Below are 26472 nucleotides of genomic sequence, written 5' to 3' on the forward strand. Positions count from 1 at the left end.
AACCCGCGACCCTCGGCGTGACAGGCCGATATTCTAACCAACTGAACTACCGCTGCGTTGTATATGGTGGGCGCTGACGGGATCGAACCGCCGACATTCTGCTTGTAAGGCAGACGCTCTACCAACTGAGCTAAGCGCCCTAAACTAGAATAAATAAAAAACTATTTAGACTCTAATTCAGTATTACATGTCACTGCAAAATCATTCTAAAGTGGCGCAGCGGACGGGACTCGAACCCGCGACCCTCGGCGTGACAGGCCGATATTCTAACCAACTGAACTACCGCTGCACTTTAACAAATGAATTGCTACACATACGATGATTGAATTTAAGTGGCGCAGCGGACGGGACTCGAACCCGCGACCCTCGGCGTGACAGGCCGATATTCTAACCAACTGAACTACCGCTGCACTAAAAATTCAACGTTAAAGCTTGGTGGGCGCTGACGGGATCGAACCGCCGACATTCTGCTTGTAAGGCAGACGCTCTACCAACTGAGCTAAGCGCCCTAACGACTTCATCGTTTGTGAGGTGCATTATAGAGAATCTTTACTGAGTGTCAAACGCTTTTCTCGATGTTTTACCTATTTTAGGTTTGAGTGATTAAAAAATAGATCATTTTAGTTTAAATTGGTGTTTTTTGTTTATTATTTATCTATTTATAAAATATTCAAACCCATATTTTAATTAAATTGAGTAGGTCATTTAATCAATATTTTAACCCTATTATCTATTTGCTATAAACTTAATAAAATATTCAGTGCTTAGGGTCTGTTGACATTTCATAAATGGCTTGCGTTGTAGGTTAAAATTGAGCAGGCAAGGCAGGAAACGAAGAGAATAGCGAGACTATTTTCGAGTTTCATAACGAAGGCTGAGATAATTTTAACCACAACCCTTCGGGACTAGCGTGTTTTTTGTCGCTACGTCGTTACGAACTACTCATTTAGAATGACTAAATTTCGTATTTCGCGCCTAGTATCGCCTAAAGAAGGCTGAGATAATTTTAGCCACAACCCTTCGGGACTAGTGTGTTTTTTGCCGCTACGTCGTTACGAACTACTCATTTAGAATGACTAAATTTCGTATTTCGCGCCTAGTATCGCCTAAAAAACACACGTAGTCGCAAACGTAGACGAATTGTCAACAGCCCCTAATGATCAAAACATCAAATGAAGGCTATTCGGATTTATCCATTTCATTCAGATTTTTTACAATAGGTTTTGGTTCAGGGCGCAACCAAAGCCAGATAGCCACAATCAACATGGTCACATCGGTAAAAATCTTCACAGCCAGTGGCGCATTGGTGAATAACATGATCACCCCACTGATCAACATCATAATACTGGCGATCCACTTTGCTTTACGTGGCACAGTCCCATTTTCACGCCAAGCACGAAGCGTTGCACCATATTTTGGATGATTGAGTAACCAAGCATCAACCTGTGGCCAACCTTTTGATGCCGCCCAAGCGGCCAAGATGAGGAAAACTGTCGTTGGCATTCCTGGTAATATTGCCCCAATAAACCCGAGTACAATAAAAACAATCACCAATGTTCGCCAAAACAAAACTTTCATAGATTAACTCAATCTGCCCATTCGACTAGTATACCGCCCAAATGATTTTGCCAGTATATTTTAAATCAATTGAAATCATTGTATTTTAAAATCACGGTGTTCATCATTTCCAATACAGTCAAAATTGAGCTTGCATGTTTATCCACTTATTTGCTTGAATCTCAACACACTAAAGACCTTTTCTTAAAAATAAACTGAGTAAGTCTTCAGTTTAGGACAGCATACAATGACAGACTACTTTGAACCTTGGTTAAAGTACAAACACCCTATTGTTCGTCAATTGGCTTTTTGCATTGCCAGTCCCAATATTATTCAACATCTGCCTGATGAATTAGAAATTAAAAATCGTTTTGAAGTACATACCTCGGCATTTTGGCAACAACAATATATAGATTTTCAAACACGCTTAGATCAACTCGATCACGACCCCACCCCACTCATTGAATTTGTACAACAGCTTAAAAGCACACGTTTAGGTTTACGTTTTGAATATTTATTTTGGTTCTGGTTACAAGATGAAGCCAATCAACACTATCAACTGATTCAGCATAGTATTCAAATCATTGAAGCAAAGAATACATTAGGCGAAATTGATTTCCTTGTTCGTAATCAGGCCACAAAACAGATCGAGCATTGGGAAGTTGCTTTAAAGTACTATTTAGGCGAATCAAACTTACACTTAAAGCATTGGTATGGTCTAAATCGTAGCGACACCCTTTTACGAAAACTGAATCATTTCTCAGAAAAACAATTTCAATTTACCGAGGCTTTAGATCTTAAAATTGAAAAGAAACTGGCTGTGATGAAAGGACAGCTTTATCTGCCTGACAATAAAGACGATGTTGCACCGCCCTCATGGATCAACACGCAACGTCGATTGGGTCAATGGGGACATCACATTACAAAAGATTTTTACCGTCTACAACGGCATGAATGGATTTGCCCAGATCTAAAACAAAGTTCAGCTGCTGCCCAATTTTGGTGTAATGGTTTATATCATAATAAAAATAGCCTGCAATTTTATATGTACCGCCAAGCTCCTCTGGCGCTTTTCTTTGACATAAATGCTTAATTATTCACGTTTCTTATACATGGATTAACCAATCCACTCATAAAAACATAACGATATATTAACCCGATGCTCGTATACTAAAATTCTAATTAACGCGTGAAACACGGAGATAGTAATGAAAAAAATTTTAGCAGTTTCAATGTTATTCGCTTTTGTTTTAGCTGGTTGCAACACATTTAAAGGTGTTGGTAAGGATGTATCTAAAGCGGGGGATGCTGTTACGAATTCTGCAGAAAAAGTTGAAAATAAATTGTAAGTATCAACTTCATTCTACAACATAAGCCTTATCTCAATAGATAAGGCTTTTTTAATGCCAATTTAAATAGTTTTATCCTTTCTCAAGCTTTAAGGTTTTCATTCGGTTTTATCTTCCTCTATTATATTGTTCAATTTACTTACTTGATCAATGTCCATGAATCATTCGGATACCTTAGAACTGAGTTTACAACTTCTTCGCCAGCCTTCTGTGACACCTATAGACCATACCTGCCAAACCATCATGGCAGATCGTCTGTCTGCTATTGGCTTTAATATTGAAAATATGCGTTTTGAAGATGTTGATAATCTTTGGGCAAGACGCGGAACGGCATCTCCAGTTTTCTGTTTTGCAGGTCATACCGATGTTGTGCCTACAGGTCATCTAGATGCTTGGGAGTCTGATCCATTCCTACCTGAAATTCGTGATGGCAAACTCTATGGTCGTGGCAGTGCTGATATGAAAACAGCATTGGCTGCAATGGTGGTTGCATCTGAACGTTTTGTAAAGAATCATCCGGACCATAAAGGTTCTATTGCTTTTTTAATCACCTCTGATGAAGAAGGACCTTCTATCAATGGTACGGTTAAAGTTGTCGAAACCTTAGAAGCACGTAATGAAAAAATGACATGGTGCCTTGTCGGTGAGCCTTCAAGTACAGATACGCTGGGCGATATCGTAAAAAATGGCCGTCGTGGTTCATTAAATGCAGTGTTAACAGTAAAAGGGAAACAAGGCCATGTTGCCTACCCACATTTGGCCATCAACCCCATTCATACCGCGTCAAAAGCCTTAGCTGAACTCTGTGATACGGTATGGGACAATGGCAATGAATACTTCCCTGCAACTTCATTCCAAGTTTCCAATATTCAAGCTGGTACAGGTGCAACCAATGTTGTACCCGGCACGATGACCGTTACCTTTAACTTCCGTTACTCAACTGAAGTGACTGCAGATCAACTCAAATTACGTGTTCTTGAGATTTTAGATCGTCATCATGTTGATTATGATATTGAGTGGACGTTATCAGGTTTGCCCTTCTTAACCCCAGTCGGTGAATTGGTCAATGCTGCACGAACTGCAATTAAAAATGTGACAGGAACAGAGACCGAGCTTTCAACCAGTGGTGGAACTTCTGATGGTCGTTTTATAGCACCGACAGGCGCTCAAGTGCTTGAGTTAGGTGTTTTAAACGCAACGATTCATCAAATTAATGAGCATGTGAATATTGCTGAATTAGAGCCTTTGGCTGAAATCTACGAACAAATCTTAGTCGAATTACTCGCTTAAGTTGAGCGATTCTCACTGAGTAACTGAGTAAAAAAGGACGCAAATGCGTCCTTTTTTACAGATAAGCTTTGAAAGCATTACAGATCAAGTCTTCTTTATCCCAATCTGTAACTGGATTTGATCCAAATCCGGCACATGATAAGTCTTATCGCCAATTTTCACATATTGTAAAATCGTCTTATCTTTGATGCTATCCTCTGCGTCGACCACTTCTGAAATCCGTAGCCGTATCGAACTTGGCATTTCATTGCACATCAAGGCAAAACGCTCGTCTGCATCCTCCCCTTCAATGATCAGTGCGACACCCAAGGTCTTTTTAGGATCACTGACACTAAATGTCGGCAACTTCTTTTCATGCCATTCCACGACATTGACATAGGTTGGACTATTCTGAGCAGAAAGCACCACATTTTGGGGTAATAACATTGGTGCTTTATCATAACAATCAATAATATATGCATCAATAAACCCAGTAGACACCGTAATTAAATGCTGTAATTCCCGTGTGCTAATTTTATCAATTGCAGATTTTTCAATATTCTTTGTCATGAGCGTTCCTATTTAACCGTCAACAAAGCTTCAATATTTTCCAATAAATCAGCTTCTTGGAATGGTTTACCCATATAATTTGTCACACCTAAGCTAAATGCCCGTTCACGATGTTTCTCACCTGTTCGTGACGTAATCATGATGATTGGCAAATCGCGGTGAATTTCATGATGGCGAACCAAGTTGGTGACTTCAAAACCATCCATTCGTGGCATTTCAATATCCAGCAACATCAAGTCTGGTTTGACATTTTCAAGTTGCTCAATCGCATCCACACCATCTTTCGCAGTAATCACATCGAAACCTTGGCGTTCAAGCAAGCGTGAAGTGACCTTACGAACGGTAACTGAGTCATCCACAATCATAATCAAACGGCGTTGATCACGATGACGTTGTTTATCATGTTGAAGATGTTCAGCACTACCACGGGTAGATGCTTGAACTTGTCGTGCAATATTTTGCCCATCCAGAATCAAACACACCTGACCATCACCCAGAATAGTTGCACCCGCAATTGCATTGATGGTAGCAAACTGCTTACCAATCGGTTTAACCACAATTTGTGAACGCGAACCAATTAACTGATCAACCAGAATGGCAATCGATTGCCCCAAGCTTCCCTTGATCAACAAGACTGGTAATGAATGTGCAAGCCCATGTAACCGTGGAGTAACTTGATTCGAGGTAAACTCACCCAAATAACGTAGCTTATAGCTTTGGAAATCGATATCAAAATAGTCATTTTGAGTTTCAAAATATTCTTCCAAAGCGGCTGGGGAAATTCGAACAATACGATCAATTTGCGATAATGGAACTGCAAATTGCTGATCACCCACTTTCACCATCAAGGCATCGCTGACCGCAACTGTTGTAGGTACGGTAATCGTAAAGGTTGAACCATGCCCCAACTCAGAACTGACACTCACTTGTCCACCAAGTGATTTAATTTCACTTTGCACAACATCCAAGCCAACACCACGACCAGAGATTTGTGTCACTTGTTGCGCTGTACTAAAACCAGGATGGAAAATAAACTGTAGGATTTCCTCAGGTTCTAACTGTTGATCCGTTTTGATTAAACCTTTTTCGATTGCTTTATCACGAATAACTTTTGGATCAATTCCTTTACCATCATCTTTAAACGAGACAAGTACATCCGTACCTTGACGACTAATATTCAAATCAATTCGACCAGTCAACGCTTTGCCCGACTTCTGACGCTGTTCCGCATCTTCAATCCCGTGGTCAATCGCATTCCGCAACATATGCTCTAACGGTGAAACTAATTTTTCCAGAATATTACGATCCAACTCTCCTTCAGTATTATTGACTAAAAGCTCAGTGGGTTTATTCACGGTTGAAGAGGTCTGGCGAACCAAGCGCTGTAATCGAGGCAACAGTCTTGAGAATGGTACCAGACGAGTACGCATCAAGCTTTCCTGAATTTCAGCTTGAATACGAGATTGCTGAAGCAATAAACCTTCAGTATCACGAATCTTTTCAGCCAACGTGGTTTTAAAATCAACCAAGTCAGATGCAGATTCAGCCAACGATTTTGATAACTGGTTTAGAGATGAATATTGGTCCATTTCTAAAGGGTCAAAATCAGCATAACGAGCGCTTAAATCGCCATGTTTTGCAATGATTTGGCTTTCTAACTCGCCTTCCATACGGCGTAGCTGATCCGCCAAACGTTGAATAGCCAACTCCATATCAGTCAAGGTATTCCCTAACTGCCCCAAATCCATCTCAATACGTGAACGGTTGATCGCGTTTTCACCAGAAAGGTCGATCATTTTTTCAACCAAATCAGCAGAGATACGAATCATCTCATTGTTGGATTCAGTTTTTTGTGACAGATCCCATTCACCCAACATTGACGGTGGCTCTGTACCATCCCCCTGAACAAACTCACTGATCGATTGCTCAAAGATTAAGTTTGTTCGAGATAGTTTTTCTGGAAGCTGTGCGGATACATCAACATATTCAATACTATGTAAGCTCGATTTTAAGCCTTCAAAATTATCATAGTGATGTTTAAAGATTGCAGCATCTAGCCAATGAAAGGTTTTTTCCAATAAACCATCATAAACATTCGAGTTAAAATTATGTAAACCAAATTGCTCAAATGCATTTTCTAATTCATATGCAATATCAGCTACTTCTTCCAATTTCACCATTTTTGCACCGCCTTTTAAGCTGTGTGCAATACGTTGTAATTGGAGTAGGAAACTACGGTTGCTACGCTGATCAAACCATTGAGATAAAATGCTCAAACCATCATCAATCAGCTCTCGTGCTTCTTCAATAAAGGTTTCTCGAGCAACAACTTCAACAGGATCTAAACCTGTATCTTGATTTGCATCTATAAATAATTGAGCATCATCAATTGCAGGTTGTTGATCTTGATCCGAGCGTTCAGTTTCAAGCAGTTCTGGAGTTTGATCAATCGCTAAAACAATATCATCTGCAACATATTCAAGTTCATGCAAATCTACTGCATCATGACTAAATTGTGGCTCAACCGCAGTTGATGCTTGAACAGCTTCAATCGGACCTTGCTGATCGATATTGTGTAAAACACTGAGAATATGAGTAGCTGGATAATCAATTGATTTTTCACGGATCAATTGAATACGATCTGCCACATCATCTTGAATTAAACGAATCGCTTGAATAATGTGTGGTTCTGCTTTGAGTTGACCTTTAATCACGCGTTCATAAATGGTTTCCAACTCATGCGCAATCAAACCAATATGGGTGGCTTGCACCATATTTGCACCACCTTTTAAGGTATGCAAATAACGCATCAAATTGTTTAACGCGGTTGTGTCATCAGGATGGCTTGACCACGTATTTAAGTCATGGTCCATTCCAACCAACAATTCGTCGGCTTCTTCAATAAAAATGTCGAGAACATCAGCATCAAATTCACGTTGACTATATTCTGAGTCAATATTCTGTTTATCCAGATTAATTTGCGTCAGTACATAGTTCCCTACTGATTCAACAGGGTTCGCTGCCATTGAGACTGTATCTGGCTGCTGTTCAGTATCTAGCGCAGTCTTTGTTTCAACAATTTGACCAGCAACACCAGTGTCTATTTCTTGGTGTAAATAGTCATGTAACTCAGCCAAAATCGCTTGTGTTGATTCATTTAGGCTGACTCTTTGTCCTGATGCCAAAGTATCGAATAAATGAATAAATTCCTGATGGGCCTTAGAAAACATTTCAAAAGCATAATCAGTATTTAATAAATCTAGCTTGCGAATAACTTGTTCATAACCATCTTTTAAAGCAAGACTAAAATCATGAATGCCTTGTGCAGCACGATTATTGGTATGATCTATCAACATCTGCGCTTGTTGAGCCAGTTGTTGGAAATATGCTGGATATTCAACTTGGGCGCGTTTATCAAACTCAAACTCAGCATCAAGCAATAGATCGATCTCTAGATCAACCAATTGTGTGACTAAACCCGTTTGTGAATGCTGATATTGGTGTTGGAAATCGTAGCGTTCCCAAGCATCATTAAATTTTTGATAAATGGTTTGTAGCTCAACAGCTTGATTACCTTTCAGTTTTAAAACATAGAGATAATCACTGACAAATTCAGCATAGTAAGTCAGTAAAGCATTTTCATTTTTTGAGGACTCGGTATCTTCTTGAACCAATACTTTAAATAAATGCTCGACTTTACCACTTGCTTCAAAGACCTCATTGACATGCGCCATTGAAGAACTGCCACGCAAAGTATGCAAGGCACGAATCAAGCGATTATATTGATCAGGCGTATGTTCTTCTAAGTGCAAAAAGTCTTTAATTGCCGCCAGATGCTCCTCTGACTCTTCAACAAAGATTTCCAAGGTTTCAGAGGTTAAACTATCATCTGCAGCAGTCGATTCAACTGCCACTTCTTCTTCAGTCGTATCTGTAGAGCCATCTGCAATGAGATCAACCACATGCGGAGTGGTCACTGAGGTTACTGCTGCTGTTACAGTATCTTCACCAATCTCCAAACCAGTAATGACATTTTCATTATCCAATGTATTTGATAATGCCAATAACTCATCTAAAGCAGGTTCTAAGCTTTGTTTCTGTTGTAGCTGTTGCCCCAAATACACCAAAGGTGCTAAATCTAAATGATGCGGTTTTCGATTTAAAAACTCTGCGTAGAGTTTGAACTTATAAATATTAAATACTGCACGTACATAGTGTTGAATCTCGGAAGTAAGTTCCAAATTTTTCGTAATAATACGATTTAATGTATCTTCAACGGTCCAAGCAAGTTCACCAGAACGTTTAGCCCCCACCATACGCCCAGACCCCTTAAGCGTATGAAAATAACGGCGAATATTGACCAATTCGGTATCTTTAAACTCGTCGAGTTGCCATCGATCAAGAGAGGTTTGTAGCTGTTCAAAAATTTCTTCAAGTTCTTCTACAAAAATTTCTAAAATTTCCTCATCCTGACCAAGATACGCATCTTCAGGTAAAGTAACTTGTTCCACTAAATGTTTTAATATTTCTTTCATAGCTCAGGCTTCTATGTTAGTTCCCGTCTTTGGGACTAAAACCTTTCAAAATACAGTTAAGCTGAATGGCTTTAGAAGGCGTTCCATTCTGTGCAATAGCCACTTGTTACAGTCGATATTGCACATATATAAAGTATCAATCGTTTTAGTCAGGCAGTTTAAAGTCTGAAACTGATTGACGTAATGAATCCGCCATACTTGCCAATTCAGAAACCGAACGGGCTGTATCAAATGTTGCACCAGTGGTTTGGGAAGTAATTTCTTGTACAACATTCATCGTATTTGCAATATGACCTGCTGAAGCAGACTGCAATTTCGCCGACTCAGAAATACTTTCAATCAAACCAGCCAAGTTACTTGATACTGTTTGAATCTCACCCAAGGCAACACCCGCATCTTTTGCAAGGTTCGCACCACGCACAACTTCCGAGGTGGTTTGTTCCATTGAAATTACGGCTTCGTTAGTATCGGTCTGAATGGTTTTAACCAGTGTTTCAATCTGTTTGGTTGCAGATGCTGAACGTTCAGCAAGACGCTGTACCTCGTCCGCAACCACGGCGAAACCACGACCCGCTTCACCGGCCATAGATGCCTGAATTGCTGCGTTTAATGCCAAGATGTTGGTTTGGTCGGCAATATCATTAATCAACGATACGATGTTACCAATCTCTTGAGAAGACTCACCCAAACGTTTAATACGCTTAGAAGTTTCTTGAATCTGCTCACGAATCGTATCCATACCTTCGATTGAACGGTTTACTACATCTGCACCATTTGATGCAATTTGTACGGAACGCTGAGCTACCTCTGCTGATTCAGCAGCATTTGCAGATACGTGGTCAATCGACTGTGCAATTTCATTAATCGCTGTTGATGCTCCTGCAATCTCTTGCGCCTGATGCTCAGAAGCTTCAGCTAACTGGTTAGTAATCTGTTGGGTATTCTGCGTATATTGTGCAACTTCTTGAGAAGTGTCATTAATTCGAGATACTAGGTCACGTAATTGGTCAATCGCAAAGTTAATCGAATCGGCAATTGCACCAGTGAAGTCTTCAGATACCGTTGCATACGAACTTAAATCACCATCTGCCAAATCGGCAATTTCATCAAGTAAACGTAAAATCGCATTCTGGTTACGGTCATACTCGTCTTGTAAGCGTGTTACACGAACTTTATCTGACTCACTACGTAAACCGAGTAGTTTAAATACAGCAAATAAGAATGCACCGAGCGCAAGGAGTAAAATCAATGCAGGTAAAATCGTACCCACACCGGTATTTACCGAAAGTCGATCCAAACCTTTTAATAAATTATCCGATTGAGCAAAGATGTCTGACGATGCCTGACGTACTTTAAAAATCTGATCAGAGTTCTTTAGTACAGAAGTTGATGCCAATTGCACAATTTCATTGTAATCCGCTTTAATGCTTTCTAAAGACTCACGTAGTTCAGGTTTATCAATACGTGTTACACCTAAATCGGCACTACCATTGAGTTGTGCATTTAAATACGTACCAAATGTTTCAGTATCCGCATTAAAGTCGTCTGCTGAAGCACGGGTATTATCCGAACCACTTAATACTGAACCAATAGAACGTAAAATACGTTCTGCAAGGAATACTTGGTTTTTCGCGATAACAACCTGAGTACTTGACATGTTGTCACGTGCCATTTGGTCAACCATTGCGTTATATTCAGCCTGCATGCCTGGGATCACATCCGCAACAGCAATGTTGGTGTCATATAACTGGTTAATGATTTTTTGGTGTGTCGCAATCATGTCGATATCAGCAGAAACTTGTTTCCAAGTTTTTTCAACGCCTTCCACTTGTTTTGAAGACGCATGAATATCTTTGACGACATCTAAGTTTTCTTTAAATTTCTTTTGCGATGCAACTAGAGCATCAATTGAGTCTTTCGAACCCGATGCGGTGGCTTCAGTTGCTTGACGTGATAAGGTCTGTGATAAAAGTTTTAATTCACCCAAGCTACGAGTTAAGTCGTTATTTCGAGGAACTGTATAGAATAGAACCAAAAGCAAAATAATCGCAACGATGATGCTGGCAATTGCCATTTGAATAAATGGCTTTGATTTGTCGCTTTCCCCAAACAACTTAGCAAATTCATCAATTTTTGATTTGGTTTTGGTTAATACGCCTGAACTACTTTTTTGAGCAGTATCCCCTGTATTTTTCTTCTTTAGTTTAAAGCCCATTCAGCTTCTCCCGATTCGCTTAACTCTCATTAGGCGTCAAAGCTAGTTTATAAATTTTTCTGATGCATTCATGTATTGAGGATCATTTAACAAACGACTAAACAAGAATATATTCCAAGCCTGATTATGCTGCTGAAAATATCCCTGACAATAGGTTTGAAGGTTTTCTTCTAATTGATTGTTTTTAGAAAAAAAGCCTTTTTTATTAAAATGTTGAATCCCCAAAACCTGATCTACGATCAGACCAACATAGTGGTCATTATGACTAATACATAAGACTTTTTGAGTAGGTAGAAATTGGCTTCTTTGCCCCGTTAAATAAAAAGCCAAATCAGAAACTGACAATAACCGTCCGCGAATATTCGCTAAACCTCTCACCCATCCCTGAACATTGGGAACGGGTGTGTATTTTGGCGGATAAATAACTTCTGAAACCTCACCCAAAGGCGCAACAAAATATTGCCCCATCATTTCAAATGCAATGCCTGACCATCGGTTTACTTCATTTTCATTGTCAGCGTAATTTTTATTTCCTCGCTTAGACAATCGAAGTAATTCGATAAATCCATTTGCTGCCATACATTATCCTGCTTGTAGATGTTGCTTAATCGTACTGATCAGCTGATTCTCATCAATCGGTTTGGTTAAGTAGTCACAAGCCCCTTGACGTTTTCCCCAAACGCGGTCGGTTTCTTGATCTTTAGTACTTACAATCACAATTGGAATATGCTTGGTGGCTGCACCACGTGCGATCTGACGAGTCGCTTGGAAACCATTCACACCAGGCATAACAACATCCATTAACACAAGATCCGGCAATTCAGCTTGCGCCAGTGTAATACCATCTGCACCATTGGTTGCTTCAATCACTTCAAATCCATGCTTAGCTAGAATTTCTTTAAATCTAAACATTTCTGTTGGTGAATCATCAACTATTAAAATTTTTGTCATTATTTCCCCCAAATTAACCGTTCAGTTAAGCAGTCACATGATTGCGAATAGCATTTAATAGTTCATCTTTACTAAATGGTTTTGTTAAATATTCATCTGAACCGACAACACGACCTTTTGCTTGATCAAATAAGCCATCTTTACTGGATAACATGATGACTGGAATATTTTGATAATTTTGGGAGTTTTTAATCAAAGCGCAGGTTTGATAGCCATCTAGACGAGGCATCATGATGTCGACAAAAACAATATCTGGATTTGCTTCAGCAATTTTAGATAAGGCTTCAAAACCGTCTACAGCAGTGACAACTTCACAACCTTCTCTTTGTAATAATGTTTCAGCAGTACGACGAATGGTTTTAGAATCATCGATCACCATGACTTTTAGATTTTGAAATTTATCGTCCATTTAATGCCCCTTTCCGTAAGCTTGGAATGAATTGTGCTGTACAGATTTATTTTTACAATTAATCATGTTTTTTTAACATATATTAACTCACTTTATCAATGAACATTTCTTGTCGGAAATCTCACTTCAAACAGTAAAACACCGTAAAGCTCACATAAAAAAAAATATTCTGCTTTTTTTTAGAAGTTAATTGTTTATTAAAATTATGTAACCACATAAAATGAGCAAAGATAGTTTCAAAATCATATAACTTACATTGATTTTTTGGGGATGGTAGACTTTAAATGGATAGAATAATCTATTACCAAAATATAGCGTCAAAAACAAAAAAAATATGCAATACCGCTCTTTCAGTCAGCTTACTCATCTGCACTTTATCGGTCTATGCCGATACACCTCAAGCTAAAGCCGTGTGGTATCGATATTATGATAAAAATGGGGTGGCCAATATCAGCACCTCAGTCACACCAGCACACATAAAAAATGGTTATGAAGCGCTTGACCGTAACATGCAAGTGATCAAACGTAATCATGCTTATAATGTCGAGAAAGATTTACAGCAATCGACATCACGCGCATCTGAAATGCGTAAATTAGAACAAGATGCGCGCTTAAAGCGTGCCTATGGCAACTCATCAGTCGCAGTTAACAAAAGAAATGAGCTTTTAAGCAATATAAAACAACAAATAACCTTACAAAACCAAACTCTTAAACAGCTTCAAAGTGATCGTATTATACTTAAAAGACAAGAAATGGAGTACTACCGCAAAGGTAACTCTGTTCCTGTTACACTCAAAGATAGAATCAAATACAATTCTGAAAACATAGATAAAACAAAGGATTATATTGGAAGCCTACAAGACAACTACCGTAAGACACAAACCTACTATGATGATATTATTAACCGCCTTAAAAAACTTGAATAATCCCCCTTTTAATTCGAAATTTCTTGAGCCTATTATTGATAAAAACTTAACAAAACAATATAAATGATTTGAACAACCTTTCACGATATCAGATGATTTCCAAGTTCACATCGGGATCTGATCGCACCACTAACATAAGAATATAAAGTTTTCAATTTAAACAATCATTAAAAATGTTCAGCTTATTTTTTTATCGTATTTTTTTATCGTATAATCCTTTCTTTAAATCTAAAAATTTTAGGACAGTTTCCATGCGCGCGAGTCGCTTTTTATTTGCAACGTTAAGAGAAACCCCAAACGATGCTGAAGTCATTTCACATCAGCTCATGTTACGTGCGGGGATGATCCGTAAATTGGCTTCAGGTTTATACACTTGGTTGCCGATGGGTGTACGTGTGCTCAATAAAGTTGAAGCGATTGTTCGTGAGGAAATGAATCGTGCAGGTTCTTTGGAAACATTAATGCCCGTGACGCAGCCAGCTTCACTATGGGAAGAATCTGGTCGTTATGTACAATACGGCCCAGAACTGTTGCGTTTTAAAGACCGCCATAGCAATGACTTTGTTCTTGGTCCTACACATGAAGAAGTCATTACAGATTTGGCTCGCAATGAATTAAAAAGTTATAAACAACTTCCAATGAATTTTTATCAAATTCAAACCAAATTCCGTGATGAAATTCGTCCACGTTTCGGTGTGATGCGCTCGCGTGAATTTATCATGAAAGATGCTTATTCTTTTCATGTCGATCAAGCGTCATTACAAGAAACTTATGATGTTATGTACGACACGTATTGCCGAATTTTCAGCCGCTTAGGTTTAAATTTCCGCCCTGTTCAAGCAGATACAGGTTCGATTGGTGGTTCAGGTTCACATGAGTTTCACGTACTTGCATCAAGTGGTGAAGACGATATCGCTTTCTCGACCGAATCTGACTATGCTGCCAATGTTGAAATGGCTGAAGCAGTATTGACTGGTGAGCGCGCAGCACCCACCCAAGATCTAAAAATTGTAGACACTCCGAATCAAAAAACCATTGCTGACGTTTCTGCATTTTTAAATACAGATCCAGCGCAATCAGTAAAAGCCTTACTTGTACAAGGTATTGCGGATGAAAAGGGTCATGTTCCTGTAATCGCGTTATTCCTACGTGGCGACCATGAGCTCAATGAAATTAAAGCTGAAAAGCACCCATTGATTGCTGCACCTTTAACATTTGCAACAGATGCTCAACTGAGTGCTCTTGATTTAACTGCGGGATTCTGCGGACCACAAGGACTGGTTGATAAAGGCTTAACTGTGATTGTTGACCGTGCAGCCTCTGTGCTTTCAGATTTTGTTGCAGGTGCCAATGAGGTGGATAAACATGCCACTGGTATCAACTGGGAACGTGATGCAACATTTACAGAAGTTTTTGATTTACGTAATGTGGTTGAAGGTGACCCATCTCCAGATGGTCAAGGCACGATTTTAATTAAACGTGGTATTGAAGTTGGTCATATTTTCCAATTGGGCACAAAATACTCAGAAGCATTAGGCTGTAAAGTTTTGGGTGATGACGGCAAACCATTAGTTGTGACAATGGGCTGTTATGGAATTGGTGTAACCCGTGTAGTTGCTTCTGCGATCGAACAAAACTTTGATGAAAAAGGTATTATTTGGCCATCTGCAATTGCCCCTTTCGAAGTTGCAATTGTTCCAATGAATGCACAAAAATCTCCACGTACACTTGAAGCAGCTGAAGCACTTTATGCTGAATTACAAGCCGCAGGTTATGATGTATTACTGGATGATCGTAATGAGCGTCCTGGTGTTAAATTCTCTGACTTGGAACTAACAGGTATTCCTCACCGTATTGTCATTGGTGAAAAAGGCTTAGATGCAGGTACTTTTGAGTATAAAGGTCGCACAGATGCCGAATCTGTAAATTTAAGCAAAGATGAGTTATTGGCTAAATTAGTGAAATAATTTTTCAATCGCATTAAAAAAGCTCTGAAATAAACTAAACCCTATAAGTTACACAACTTATAGGGTTTTTTATGTTTTGGTATTTTATAGACCAGCATTACAGACCATTAATTTTGACTTTTAAATCTGTAACTGATGTTCCGATTGCCCCAAAGTTCCCCATCGAACCATTTTGCAGACCATTAAAAGTCCCTGCCGCACTTGCCCCACTCGTTCCCATAATCATCTGATTGATACCCAGATCAAACTTACTCGATTCACCCGTATTACCAAAGACAAAACCTGTTTGTTCAACACCAGCATAGAAACCGTTTAATGAAAAACCATTGACCTTATCCGTTCCAGTTAATTGGAAGTTAAAATTTGCACCAATATCGCTATCATCAGATAAAAGTGCAATAGCACAGCCTGATCCCGCACCACAAATCGATTGAATTGCACCACCAAAAGCAATCATACGTCCTTGAGGTGCATTACCTAACTGTAAATTAATGGTTGGTTTGGCTGCGGCAAAGTTGATATCAAAACCATTGTCCATTTTTAAAAATTTAATGACATCGGATTTTTCACTGGTTCCTGTAAAAATAGATTGATACCCTGCAGGTCCTGAAGATGAATTCGCTCCAGCCAAGTAAAGTGCAAACGGTGAAACTTTAATCCCCGTAATATTGCTTCCGAAGCTCATTCCAATATTAGCAAAAGGTTTACCACTTGCTCCACCTGTAGCCCCCCCATCGGTATCCATAACTACATTCATAGTTGGGGTGTTTGAAGCGCCTAGAAAAGTGATATCAACACTTTGGTCAGCAACCGCACCAGCACTTTTACCAGCAAGAACCAGCGATGCTTTATTTGCATCATTCACAGTTGAGCCTAATCCGTCACGATCAATAATTGAAATTTGATTGAGTTGAACTTTACTCAGATTTATACCAACATTTATCCCATCTTGCCCCGTTGTTTGGGAAAGACTTTGATCATCCATAGGTTCCATTGCCAGCGCAATTGGACTCAGTATCAATAATGATATACATCCTAGGTTTCTATTTTTTTTCATTATCCTAATCCTTAGGAAAATTTATATACTGCCTACCACATCACAGTCTAATCAAAAATTCTTTACGACAAAAGCACTAGCCGACCAATAACGCATTAATTCCGTGGAACAATGTTGAATTCACTGCTCAACCGACCTCCTGTCAACGCAATTTCACCTAAGCGTGCACCTGAAACTAAAGCACCATTCATAGATGGAGGATAGAAGTTTAAATCTCTCGCTCTAAATACACCGCCGACTGACTGTGTAGGATTAAATTGTAAACTTGCATTAAATCCAACCTGACCAGTCCCACTCGTTGAGTTTTTACTGAGCACAATAGCATTGTTAAAGCGAATATCACCGGTCAAGTTATCTAAACCAAGTATAGAACCATTGACAGGATCACTAATCTGGATGGTGTTATTTGTAGCTGCTAATTTTAAATCACCCACAACCGTTAAACGATTGCCTGTTCCATCCGCTTTAATTTCACTATTTGGAATAAGCGACAAATCCATATCACCACCAAAACGAAGTTTTAGACCAAACAGTACATCATCACTTTTTGCAAAATTATTGGAATCAGATGCTCCCTTGTTGCCACAAGCAACACTTGCCGTTGCAATACCACCCGCACATGATGCATAGGTTGTTCCAGGTAAATAACCTGCCGCAACTTCAGCTGCCATCACCACCAACATATTTTTTAAACTTAAATTTAAACTTCCATTTTCCACCCCGATACTGCCATTGCCTTTCAGCAACATATCGATGTTTCTTAAACCTAAATAATAGTCTTTAGAGGTACCCGCAATAGGTACACCTGCATCATTTTTTACCTGACCACCATCAATCACTAGGATCGAGGTTGTTTTATTGCCAAGCTTAGTTGTGCCACTTTTATCTACCCCCTCTGTACTTAAACCTAAAGAAAAACCGAGTCTAGAAGTTTGCGTACCCGCTGTAGCTGCGACACTGCTTTTCGTACCATCTGCTGAATAGTAATAGGCTTTATCTGCATCAACTGTTGTGCCATACATCGCTAAATTGGCATTCAAGTTATAAAAGGGTAAAGCCAAACCCCACTGATTATTTAGACCATTCTCTGTAAATAAATTACCAGCAGCAACACCAGCAGTAGTGGTAAATCGCCCTCGTCTAGAGATGGCTTGGAATTCCCCACCGCGAATTGAAGCAACGACAGCATAAGGACGATTACCTGCTGATAGGCTTGTATAAATATCTTGTTTATAATCACTTGAATTGGTTAAAGCTTGACCATTACCAAAACTTGAATTTTGGAAGGTTGTGTTTACAGGTATCGTAACTTGCTTAGAATCGGTAAGGTTTAAAAAAACATTTCCTGTGTCAAAAGAAGCACGTGTTCCCTTTTGTAAACCAGTTAAATTACCAAACTCAAAACCGTAACTATTTAATCCTGCACCACCAATTTCCAGCGTTGTCGCATCTCCACCACCAGCAAGCATGGTGTCACCTTCTTTGGTGAAATCTGTCTTCATACGAAATGCAATACCCGAACCACCAACAATATCTTTCCCTGTATCTGTACCACTCGAATTAACAGCAGAACCAATTAAACTACTGGCATTTTGTACACCACGAAATTGTAATGAACCATTCACCATACGCCCACTGGCACCGACACGAATCAGCCCTTTTGCACCTGTTGGGGTATTATAGATATCAACATCATAAAGCGATGTAGGATTGATGCCCTTATTATTCACCATAATTTCAAGATTTAAACCTGCGTTGGTTGTGGAAGTCCCATTCCCATAACTGCCTGTGTTTATAAAACCCGCCTTTAATGAAGCAGGATCAACCACGCGGGTTAAATCTACATAACCATAGTTCGAATCTGGTGCCTGACTTGCACCCGCGATATTACTTCCAGAATTGGTTTGTAATTTAAAGCCTTCAGCCGCATCGATAAACGCAAAACCCTTTCCTTTAAAATTAAAGTTAAAGTTCTTTAAAATCAGTTGATTTAACTGACTTGTGGCACTGCTTTGGCCTAAATAAATATTGGCATTTTGAAGCCCTAAAGTCAGCTCAACTTGATCTGTTTTACTTAAAAGCCCATTGCTTGTTTTTAACCCAATACTGGTATTTGAAGCCGTTTGTACCGCTAAATTACCCAGTTTTGCACTACAACGTGTTCCACTTGGGTCACTATCACAAACACGAAATGAATCGACGGTCATTAGCATAGGAGAGAGTGATAAATCTAAATTCACTCCAGTTTTGCCAGCCACTGTCCCCATATTAAGCTTCATATCTGCTTTTAATGGATCTGTAGAAGTATTGCTCTGTTGTATTTTAACCGTATCTGCTGTTGCAACAAGTGCTTGACTGGTTGCATCTGCTTCTGCGCGACCCGCCTGATCAGTCCAATATAATGTTTTGATATTGGCTTCTTTTAAGCTTGCCTCTATATGTACGCCATCCTGACCATTTACGTTTCTTAAATCACTATCATCCAAAGCTTGTAGTGCAAAAACAGGTGCGTGTATAGCCAACAAGCTCAAAGCTAATGTATTTAAAATAAATCTTTTCCCATGTTGTTGTTTTTTGATGTCCATTCCAAAACCCTCAGATTTATTTTAGCAACGCTTATTCATTGTAGAATCACAACTAAACATCATCAGCTTGCCCTGCAAAACAAGATTACCGTTCATTTGTACACCCATAAAGCCCGTTTCTCGACCGACATCATAATTATTTGCGGTAGAGCCATTAGCGCCCGTTGTTTGAGGTTTTGCTACATATTTATTAGCTTTTAAATAACCATATTGGCTTTCCGTTGCACCCGATGCGCTTTCCGTAACTGTGCCATCTGCATTGGTCTTACTGGTGAAATCATCTTTTTCGATAGAAAGAGAGTTGAAGCCAAAATTACGAATTTGGATCGGTTGATTCGCATCAAAAGATAACTGAATTGAGGGTTTGATCATCTGCATAGCGGTGGTATTTTTATAGACCAAATCAACACCATCCAAACCTAATTTCTGAATATTAATCGTCCCTTGTACACCTTTAAAGACTACCCAAAGTTTGTTCCCTTCAGTACTACTGGCTAGACCATTTGCATCAACATAGCGATTATTTACAGACAATGCCAAATGGCAAAATTGTAATTTCTCACAAATACCGCCAGTACCATTATCAAACTTATAGGCATTATTTGTGGTGTAATATGAATCACTTGCATTAATTTGGTTCAGTACCAATTTTAAAGATAAATCGGCACCAGCTTGCCCTTCGACTTGCTGCATGTCTGAATCAGTTAAAGCCTCCATTGCTGCTAAATGAAAACTCACCAAACTGGTTAAAATAAGAAGTACTGTTTTTTTCATTATATTTCTTCCTATCCTATAGGCCTTTGGTGGTTATTTTCATATGCTGAATCAGCATTCCATCAATCAAGGCAGATCCTAAGTTATTCTGTGCATTTGAACTGGTCGCATTATTTAATTGATTAAATGAAACCCCCACAGCACCCGCAGATTTATCTGCAAGTAAAGTCTTTCCGGCATCAGTACTATAAACAGTACCAATACTAATACTACTGTGTGTTGCCGAACTGCCTTGATAACCCGCTATTGAACTTGCGCCACAGTTATAGACATTACAAGTAGAACCTGTATATGAAGTATCTGCCCCTGTATAATCTGTATAGATCTTCTTATAAATTGATTCTTTATTTGGGATTCTAGCCAGCTCTATACTGAAGTTTGTGCCATCAGATCCGAGAATCAAAGGCTGATACAATGAACCGAGCACCAAATTGGTATTCAAATTATAGATATAAATACCTTCTTTATCTGAAAAAGTCGGTGCTGTTCCACCGTTAATTGCTGGCGTCGATAAGATGTCTTGCGCTGCTGGAGTAGTACAACCATTCAAGTTGCCAACTCCACATTCTTGAGTGCTAATCCTAAAAACATGGCTCATCAAATTCGCTGGAGCAGTCCATGAGTTTGCTGTAGATGTTCCCAATAATTTTGAACCATCGCCACTATTTAATCGTATAACACCAGCCAAGCCTAAAGTATTGTTATAAAAAGCACTCATACCCCCCGTATTTGTAGCACCACCAAGTGTTTGGAATAATTGAATTTTACTGCCATTTAATCCAAAACCGTTAAAGATACCTTGTAAGCGAATACGGTTTGCTCGCCCCGTCGCAGTGGTACTAAACCCCTCGCCTAGATTAAATTGATTTGGATCTTTGTCAGCCTTACTTTGATCGCGTACAAAACCATCTGCCCAAAATGCAAGTTTAAGGTTATATGCATCTTCCCCACCAACATCATTGACAAAAGCACTGGTCGTCACTGTTTTCTTATCAGCAGCAAATGAATATAAATTTTCATATAATGGCGCTTCAAAATTTAAATATGTCACAGAACCCGTACCTGCACCAAAGTCAGGTACATTGAGGTCTGTTTTTACATTGAATATCCAAGGGTTGGTTGCAGTTCCCCAGCTTTTAATCGCAGCGTTCGCTACGCCATTGGTTGATCCAGCATCCAATCTAAGGTTGGCATTATTGCTGGCATTTTTAGACAATGCCAAACCATATAGATATAAATCAGCTTTGCCGACTGAATGATCACTGGCATTCACAACACCATCTTTATTGGTATCTTGAACGATTGATGACAATGGTCCCACAGGAACATAATAGATATAGCCAGTGTCTAAACTACGATTTGTAAGCACAGTATCTTGAGTTTGGTTAACTCCAGCGCCCTGAAAAACCATATAAGTGTCTCTAGGCAATAAGGCAATACCTTCACCTGTGGTATCACTTAACTTTTCATCAGACATTTCTTCGAGTGCGAAGCAAGATTGGCTTAAGCATAAACCAATGAAACTCACCAAAACGGTTTTATGAAATTTTACCGTATAATTGAGTGTAGTCATCCACGACCTTCCTGTGTTATACGATGCTCCGCACCATATTTTATTTTATTTCTTAAATTTCCGACTTCAAACTGTACAAAAACACATATCCTTGTTTATACAGTTTTGTTATGTCTATCACACTTCATACTATGTAATTTTTTTAATTATGACAAAGTTTTTTTGGTTAAAATCCATCATTTCCGACAAATGAATCTTTTTAAGCAATAAACTCATCATAAGTTTTAACACAGTTACTGCCAAAACATAATAAGCATTTGATTAACAAAACTTTAATGAGCCGTAACAGTTTGGAGTAAAATCCTGTTTAGCTAACTGTATATTATTTAATGGCATAGTTGCATGAGGCGCATTAATTAAATCAACAGTCCCAACAGGAACGGCTGTCCCTGCGAGGCAGTTCAAAGCCAAAAAACTACCACAATCAACAGGATGATCGGTTAAATACGCACCTACTTGATCCATGATCGCGTTTAATGTCGCTTTTGGAATATCAACCTTATCTGTTGGATCAATTTTACCAATATCAATTGGATTAGACAGCTCTAACCACCAACCCTTTTGAGCAACTGATTTATTTCCTGTCCACTGAATATCTTGCCCTTGCAGAGATAAAGAAGCGGGCGTCCCATTTAAACTGGCTTTATGAAAATAACCCAAATCTTCATTAATTGTTGCATCAACGATTAAGTTATTGATGCTTCCTGAAGTTGATTTATTATTGAGGGGAATGATTGCCAATGCTGTTGCACTAATTGTACCGGATAAATCAATTGTTCTAACATTTGCAGTGGCGTTTAAAATTGCGCTATTGATACGCTTACCAGTGATAACTTGTTGAGGAAGAACTAAGTCACCCTTTAAAATATTACTTCCAGTTGCTTGATCCCTCAAATTAAGGTCATAAGAAGTCGTAGAAAACCCAACTGATGCTCCAAATATAAGACAACAAGCCCTACCATTAATCGCATTATAACCATCAGATTGTCTTAACTGTGTTCTGGCTGCTTCTCCAGCAACATTACTCGTACCAAAACCATTGACCAATGCTGTTCCAGTCGTAGCAGCAACTTGCATATATCCACTTAAGGAGTTAATTCCATTTTTTGTACTACTATTTTCAGTACCAAACGTCAGCAGCCCCACTGCTTTTTCAGAACTTAAATTTATTCCCACGACTTGCCGTGTAGAGGCACTTTCAGGGTTTTTAATTGCAAATTGAATAAATGGATTGGTTAAAACAGCACTTGATCCTACACGAGCAGCTCGGTCAGAAGCACTATCTGTATTAGATGTTGCAGCGTTTCCCACACCACTCAAACCCAAGTTATCAATATCAATGTCGCAGTTCCCTGCGCCATTTACACCACCGCAACCTAACTGTAATTTTTTAATATTAGCATTTAATTCAAGTTCAGCTTCTAAACCTAATTTATAAAATCCAATACTTTTATCTCCACCTGTTCGTTTTGCTTCCATATTTGCTGAATCTGTAGGTGCAACATAAGTCAAACTCATTAAGGCTTGACCTGTCGTTTCAGAGAGTTGCTCATCAGACATACTTTTTAAAGTTGTAGACTGTGCATATACAGCAGACATTGCAAAGACACTGAATGAAAAAAGTGCTACACGCAAAGGCTTTATTTTAAGCATGAACATCTCCTTATCCTTAGATTATGTTCAAAATTGTGAGGCTCTACTGTTCCAATAACCAAACCTAATTTTAGATAAACTTCATAAAATCTAGGTGCTTACAACCATAAATGTATTTTAGTTTTCAATAGAGAAATATAATGTGATTAATCTATCATAATGTTTTTAAATATAGGTTAAATTTCCGACAAAATGACTGTAATTTTTGTTAATAAACCAAGATGCCAAATAGCATCAAAAAACATTAAAAATATTCCATAGCAATTATCAAGAATAAAAAACGATTTAAATTCAAATATAAAAAATCAAAGATAGATATAAAAATAGTTCAAACATTTTAATTAAAATGAATCCACTTAAATCAAGTATTTAAAATTTTTAAACCTTTTTATCGGATATTTTCACATCTATTCCATTTTAACTTTATAGTAAAATCTCAAAATAAAAAGGAATACACCATGAAAAGAATGATATTCGGTTTAATGATAAATTCAATCTGCATAAGCAGTTGGGCTGCATGTAGTTATAATTTTGATGCAACAACTGCTGAAATCCAACAGATGATTGGAAATCCTATTCCGCCTGCAAAAAAATTTCCCCACTTAAACGGAACAACTGCTAGTTTTCTACTTGAGAGCTCAGCATACCAATATCATGCAAGCACGTCTGCATTTGCACAATCTTATAAGAACTATATAAATGGAACAAATAACACAATTCTAGGTGATAAGAATTTATCAAGCACAGGAAAGTATGCAGTTGAGCTAAAGATTGATAACTTTGCAGATATCCCTACAGGATCTTATTCTGGAAATCAAAGTGGCGTATACACATTAGGATATAATTTTTTTGCTATCAAAAATGGAAACCTGAAGTATGGAGGCTTCGTATGGCTTACAAATTCAGATGATACGAAAACAAAAAAAGTCTACGTTAGTTTTTCTGATTTGGGTGCAGGCATTAATTATGAGAAAGAATTTGATATAGCTTACAGCTCTGCAAATAATTATAAAATTGGCCTTTATTTAGATCAAGATTCAAAACAAATTGGAATAAATTTAAATGGTATAGATAAAGGCTATATAAACAATACGCCATTATCAGACTCAGCTACTCAAATCAGTTTCCAAATGTTTGGTCTTGTTGGTGGTTATCCAACATCGCTAATAGGCACTTATCAACCAACAGAAACGCTTATCTTTGAGCGTAGCCAAATGACTTTAAACTATTCCTCCAACACCAAAGACATCTGCGGGAATACAATTTAAGGCATTAAAACCCACTTAGGTAGGTTTTAAAATTTTAAGATAGAAAGTTGATTCATCATTGGTATTAAATCTCTTTATTTTTAAGCCTCTAGAAGCCAATAAAAATTAACAGAATTTCAATGAACCATAGCAGTTGGGTGTGAAATCTTGTTTTTTTAACACTAAATCTTTAAGTGGCATTGAAGCTGCTGGAGCATTTGTTAAATCAACAGTTCCTACAGGAATCGAGCTTCCAAAGAGACAACTTAGTATCCCCCAAGACCCACAATTAATTTCATTTGCTGGTTTCGCCAAAAAGGTGTTAATTTGACCCAATGTTTCTACTAATGTTGGTAATTCAATATTAACTGCTTTACTTGGGGTGATATCACCAATATCGATTGGATTAGAAAACTCTAACCACCATCCTCTTGCTGCAACCGACTTATTTGCTGTCCATTGCAAATCTTGGGATTGAAGTGATAAAGAAGCAGGAGTTCCATTAAGACTAGCTTTATGAAAAAAATTTAAACCCTCATCAATTGTTGCATCTACTTTCAAATTTTTAATTGTCCCTGTCGTTTCTCTATCTAAATTAATAATCAATAAAGCATTAGCGACAATATTTCCAGAAATTGCAATATCATTAACCGTAGCATTTGCTTTTAAGATAGCTGAGCTAATACGTTTACCTGTAATATCTTGCTGAGGTAAATTTAATATACCATTTAATACATTACTTCCCGTAGCTGAATCTCTTAAATTTAAATTATAACTTTTTGTTGTAAAATTTACCCCTGAAGCTTTTCCTTTAATGGCAACGCCTGTATAACTTTGTGTTAAAGCACCTTTTGCAGCCTCTCCAGATACTAAACTGGTTCCAAAACCATTCACCTTAGCAAGACCACTGGTTGCAGCAACAGTCATAAAACCACTTAAAGTATTAATCCCATTTGGCGTATCACTGTTTTCCAAACCAAATGTAATTAAGCCCATGGCTTTTTCTGAACTTAAATTAATTCCTACAACTTCACGCGTGGATGCACTATCTGGATTTTTTATTGCAAACTGAATAAAAGGGTTGGTTAATACCGCACTTGATCCAACCCGGGCAGCTCGATCAGAATCACTACCTGTATTAGAAGATGCCGAATTACCTAAACCGCTCAAACTAATATTGTCGATATCAATATCACAAACCCCACTACGAATAGAATTGTTAACTCCTCCACAGCCTAATTGTAATTTCTTTATATTTACATTTAATTCTAAATCAGCCTCTAGGCCTAACTTGTAAAAGCCTATATTTTTTGCACCACCATCCCGTTTTGATTCTAAATTACTTGCATCTGTTGGTGATGTATAACTCAAACTCATGAGTGCTTGACCCGTCATTTCTGATAATTGTTCATCAGTCAGAGCTTGTAACGTTGCAGCTTGAGCAGTGCTGATCCCTAAACCACTCAGTATCAACAATACAACATTTAAATATTTTATCTGGAACATCCTATGCTTCCATCCTTAGCAAAGCTTGACCTTATTTTTTATACCGATGCTAAAGTACTATTCAAATTCTGAATAAATAAAACGATATAAATCACATTTTTACTTAACATCAACGTAATTTTATTTATACCATAGATTAAAATTCATACCGAATAAATTTTAAATTTTCCGATAAAAAACAATTATTTAAAATAAAATAACATCTCCCATTAGATATACTTAATGATAAGTTTAACGACCACACTTACTCCAATAAAAATAGTGCCTAAATCATATTATTACTCATGATAAATACATAAAAAAAGCAAGTGATTTACACTTGCTTCTTT

Annotated in this window: 19 protein-coding genes and 4 tRNA genes; 6 read left to right on the forward strand and 17 right to left on the reverse strand. The window is 38.2% G+C overall.

Annotated elements, in window-relative coordinates; genetic code table 11:
• Positions 1-64: 64 nt before the first annotated feature.
• From M2R48_RS17065 to M2R48_RS17085, 5 genes are all read right to left on the reverse strand, one after another.
• Positions 65-140 (reverse strand) — tRNA-Val (locus M2R48_RS17065).
• Between the two features lie 72 nt (positions 141-212).
• Positions 213-289 (reverse strand) — tRNA-Asp (locus M2R48_RS17070).
• Positions 290-333: 44 nt separating this feature from the next.
• Positions 334-410, reverse strand: a tRNA-Asp gene (locus tag M2R48_RS17075).
• Positions 411-433: 23 nt separating this feature from the next.
• A tRNA-Val gene (locus M2R48_RS17080) sits at positions 434-509 on the reverse strand.
• A 670-nt stretch (positions 510-1179) separates the two neighbouring features.
• Positions 1180-1578 carry a YbaN family protein gene (locus tag M2R48_RS17085; protein ID WP_004723787.1) on the reverse strand — a complete coding sequence of 133 codons (399 nt, stop codon included), beginning with the start codon at positions 1576-1578 and terminating at the stop codon, positions 1180-1182.
• 226 nt (positions 1579-1804) lie between these two features.
• Here M2R48_RS17085 and M2R48_RS17090 point away from each other — a divergent pair, with 226 nt between their 5' ends.
• From M2R48_RS17090 to dapE, 3 genes are all read left to right on the forward strand, one after another.
• Positions 1805-2650 carry a DUF1853 family protein gene (locus tag M2R48_RS17090; RefSeq protein WP_262086851.1) on the forward strand — a complete coding sequence of 282 codons (846 nt, stop codon included), beginning with the start codon at positions 1805-1807 and terminating at the stop codon, positions 2648-2650.
• Positions 2651-2765: 115 nt separating this feature from the next.
• Positions 2766-2906, forward strand: coding sequence for an entericidin A/B family lipoprotein (locus M2R48_RS17095; RefSeq protein ID WP_004723791.1), 141 nt, complete (start codon positions 2766-2768; stop codon positions 2904-2906).
• 156 nt (positions 2907-3062) lie between these two features.
• Positions 3063-4196: a succinyl-diaminopimelate desuccinylase gene (gene dapE, locus M2R48_RS17100; protein ID WP_096735059.1), complete on the forward strand. Its 1134-nt coding sequence runs from the start codon at positions 3063-3065 to the stop codon at positions 4194-4196.
• Between the two features lie 84 nt (positions 4197-4280).
• Here dapE and M2R48_RS17105 read toward each other — a convergent pair whose 3' ends face one another.
• The 6 genes from M2R48_RS17105 to pilG all read right to left on the reverse strand — a co-directional run bounded on the left by M2R48_RS17105 (position 4281) and on the right by pilG (position 12855).
• Complete coding sequence (locus M2R48_RS17105) at positions 4281-4745, reverse strand: hypothetical protein (RefSeq protein ID WP_004723795.1); 465 nt, start codon at positions 4743-4745, stop codon at positions 4281-4283.
• A gap of 8 nt (positions 4746-4753) precedes the next feature.
• On the reverse strand, positions 4754-9280 hold the full coding sequence (locus M2R48_RS17110) for an Hpt domain-containing protein (RefSeq protein ID WP_262086852.1): 4527 nt from the start codon (positions 9278-9280) through the stop codon (positions 4754-4756).
• A 145-nt stretch (positions 9281-9425) separates the two neighbouring features.
• Entirely contained in the window at positions 9426-11495 is a 2070-nt protein-coding gene (locus tag M2R48_RS17115) for a methyl-accepting chemotaxis protein (RefSeq protein WP_004817697.1), read from the reverse strand.
• A 42-nt stretch (positions 11496-11537) separates the two neighbouring features.
• A complete protein-coding gene (locus M2R48_RS17120) occupies positions 11538-12074 on the reverse strand; it encodes a chemotaxis protein CheW (protein WP_004723799.1) in 537 nt (178 codons plus the stop codon).
• A gap of 3 nt (positions 12075-12077) precedes the next feature.
• On the reverse strand, positions 12078-12446 hold the full coding sequence (locus M2R48_RS17125) for a PleD family two-component system response regulator (protein ID WP_004723801.1): 369 nt from the start codon (positions 12444-12446) through the stop codon (positions 12078-12080).
• 25 nt (positions 12447-12471) lie between these two features.
• Complete coding sequence (pilG, locus tag M2R48_RS17130) at positions 12472-12855, reverse strand: twitching motility response regulator PilG (protein ID WP_004723803.1); 384 nt, start codon at positions 12853-12855, stop codon at positions 12472-12474.
• Between the two features lie 284 nt (positions 12856-13139).
• Here pilG and M2R48_RS17135 point away from each other — a divergent pair, with 284 nt between their 5' ends.
• Together M2R48_RS17135 and M2R48_RS17140 are read left to right on the forward strand one after the other, a co-directional pair.
• Positions 13140-13781, forward strand: coding sequence for a hypothetical protein (locus tag M2R48_RS17135; RefSeq protein WP_262086853.1), 642 nt, complete (start codon positions 13140-13142; stop codon positions 13779-13781).
• Positions 13782-14032: 251 nt separating this feature from the next.
• Entirely contained in the window at positions 14033-15748 is a 1716-nt protein-coding gene (locus M2R48_RS17140; RefSeq protein ID WP_262086854.1) for a proline--tRNA ligase, read from the forward strand.
• Positions 15749-15845: 97 nt separating this feature from the next.
• On the opposite strand, the gene M2R48_RS17145 is transcribed toward M2R48_RS17140, so the two are convergent.
• The 5 genes from M2R48_RS17145 to M2R48_RS17165 all read right to left on the reverse strand — a co-directional run bounded on the left by M2R48_RS17145 (position 15846) and on the right by M2R48_RS17165 (position 23390).
• The gene (locus tag M2R48_RS17145; protein ID WP_262086855.1) at positions 15846-16805 is read right to left on the reverse strand and encodes a DUF6160 family protein; all 960 of its coding nucleotides are present in this window, start codon (positions 16803-16805) and stop codon (positions 15846-15848) included.
• A 95-nt stretch (positions 16806-16900) separates the two neighbouring features.
• A complete protein-coding gene (locus M2R48_RS17150) occupies positions 16901-19390 on the reverse strand; it encodes a DUF6160 family protein (protein ID WP_262086856.1) in 2490 nt (829 codons plus the stop codon).
• Positions 19391-19411: 21 nt separating this feature from the next.
• The gene (locus M2R48_RS17155) at positions 19412-20164 is read right to left on the reverse strand and encodes a DUF6160 family protein (RefSeq protein ID WP_262086857.1); all 753 of its coding nucleotides are present in this window, start codon (positions 20162-20164) and stop codon (positions 19412-19414) included.
• Positions 20165-20180: 16 nt separating this feature from the next.
• Complete coding sequence (locus M2R48_RS17160; protein ID WP_262086858.1) at positions 20181-21737, reverse strand: hypothetical protein; 1557 nt, start codon at positions 21735-21737, stop codon at positions 20181-20183.
• A 261-nt stretch (positions 21738-21998) separates the two neighbouring features.
• Positions 21999-23390 (reverse strand): hypothetical protein, encoded by a 1392-nt coding sequence (locus tag M2R48_RS17165; RefSeq protein ID WP_262086859.1) that lies wholly within the window; start codon positions 23388-23390, stop codon positions 21999-22001.
• Positions 23391-23848: 458 nt separating this feature from the next.
• On the opposite strand from M2R48_RS17165, the gene M2R48_RS17170 reads away from it, so the two are divergent.
• Positions 23849-24658, forward strand: a complete 810-nt coding sequence (locus M2R48_RS17170; protein ID WP_239044969.1) for a DUF4882 family protein — start codon at positions 23849-23851, stop codon at positions 24656-24658.
• Positions 24659-24763: 105 nt separating this feature from the next.
• On the opposite strand, the gene M2R48_RS17175 is transcribed toward M2R48_RS17170, so the two are convergent.
• Positions 24764-26143, reverse strand: coding sequence for a hypothetical protein (locus M2R48_RS17175; RefSeq protein ID WP_239044968.1), 1380 nt, complete (start codon positions 26141-26143; stop codon positions 24764-24766).
• Between the last annotated feature and the right edge of the window lie 329 nt (positions 26144-26472).

Source organism: Acinetobacter sp. I-MWF (genome assembly GCF_025433935.1).
Classification (GTDB): domain Bacteria; phylum Pseudomonadota; class Gammaproteobacteria; order Pseudomonadales; family Moraxellaceae; genus Acinetobacter; species Acinetobacter guillouiae.

Coding starts and splice junctions, on each gene's coding strand:
- M2R48_RS17145 (WP_262086855.1), bottom strand. CDS start 16,805: ATGAAAAAAAATAGAAACCTAGGATGTATATCATTATTGATACTGAGT.
- M2R48_RS17150 (WP_262086856.1), bottom strand. CDS start 19,390: ATGGACATCAAAAAACAACAACATGGGAAAAGATTTATTTTAAATACA.
- M2R48_RS17120 (WP_004723799.1), bottom strand. CDS start 12,074: ATGGCAGCAAATGGATTTATCGAATTACTTCGATTGTCTAAGCGAGGA.
- M2R48_RS17160 (WP_262086858.1), bottom strand. CDS start 21,737: ATGACTACACTCAATTATACGGTAAAATTTCATAAAACCGTTTTGGTG.
- M2R48_RS17090 (WP_262086851.1), top strand. CDS start 1,805: ATGACAGACTACTTTGAACCTTGGTTAAAGTACAAACACCCTATTGTT.
- M2R48_RS17140 (WP_262086854.1), top strand. CDS start 14,033: ATGCGCGCGAGTCGCTTTTTATTTGCAACGTTAAGAGAAACCCCAAAC.
- pilG (WP_004723803.1), bottom strand. CDS start 12,855: ATGGACGATAAATTTCAAAATCTAAAAGTCATGGTGATCGATGATTCT.
- M2R48_RS17165 (WP_262086859.1), bottom strand. CDS start 23,390: ATGCTTAAAATAAAGCCTTTGCGTGTAGCACTTTTTTCATTCAGTGTC.
- dapE (WP_096735059.1), top strand. CDS start 3,063: ATGAATCATTCGGATACCTTAGAACTGAGTTTACAACTTCTTCGCCAG.
- M2R48_RS17105 (WP_004723795.1), bottom strand. CDS start 4,745: ATGACAAAGAATATTGAAAAATCTGCAATTGATAAAATTAGCACACGG.
- M2R48_RS17125 (WP_004723801.1), bottom strand. CDS start 12,446: ATGACAAAAATTTTAATAGTTGATGATTCACCAACAGAAATGTTTAGA.
- M2R48_RS17175 (WP_239044968.1), bottom strand. CDS start 26,143: ATGTTCCAGATAAAATATTTAAATGTTGTATTGTTGATACTGAGTGGT.
- M2R48_RS17085 (WP_004723787.1), bottom strand. CDS start 1,578: ATGAAAGTTTTGTTTTGGCGAACATTGGTGATTGTTTTTATTGTACTC.
- M2R48_RS17170 (WP_239044969.1), top strand. CDS start 23,849: ATGAAAAGAATGATATTCGGTTTAATGATAAATTCAATCTGCATAAGC.
- M2R48_RS17135 (WP_262086853.1), top strand. CDS start 13,140: ATGGATAGAATAATCTATTACCAAAATATAGCGTCAAAAACAAAAAAA.
- M2R48_RS17155 (WP_262086857.1), bottom strand. CDS start 20,164: ATGAAAAAAACAGTACTTCTTATTTTAACCAGTTTGGTGAGTTTTCAT.
- M2R48_RS17115 (WP_004817697.1), bottom strand. CDS start 11,495: ATGGGCTTTAAACTAAAGAAGAAAAATACAGGGGATACTGCTCAAAAA.
- M2R48_RS17095 (WP_004723791.1), top strand. CDS start 2,766: ATGAAAAAAATTTTAGCAGTTTCAATGTTATTCGCTTTTGTTTTAGCT.
- M2R48_RS17110 (WP_262086852.1), bottom strand. CDS start 9,280: ATGAAAGAAATATTAAAACATTTAGTGGAACAAGTTACTTTACCTGAA.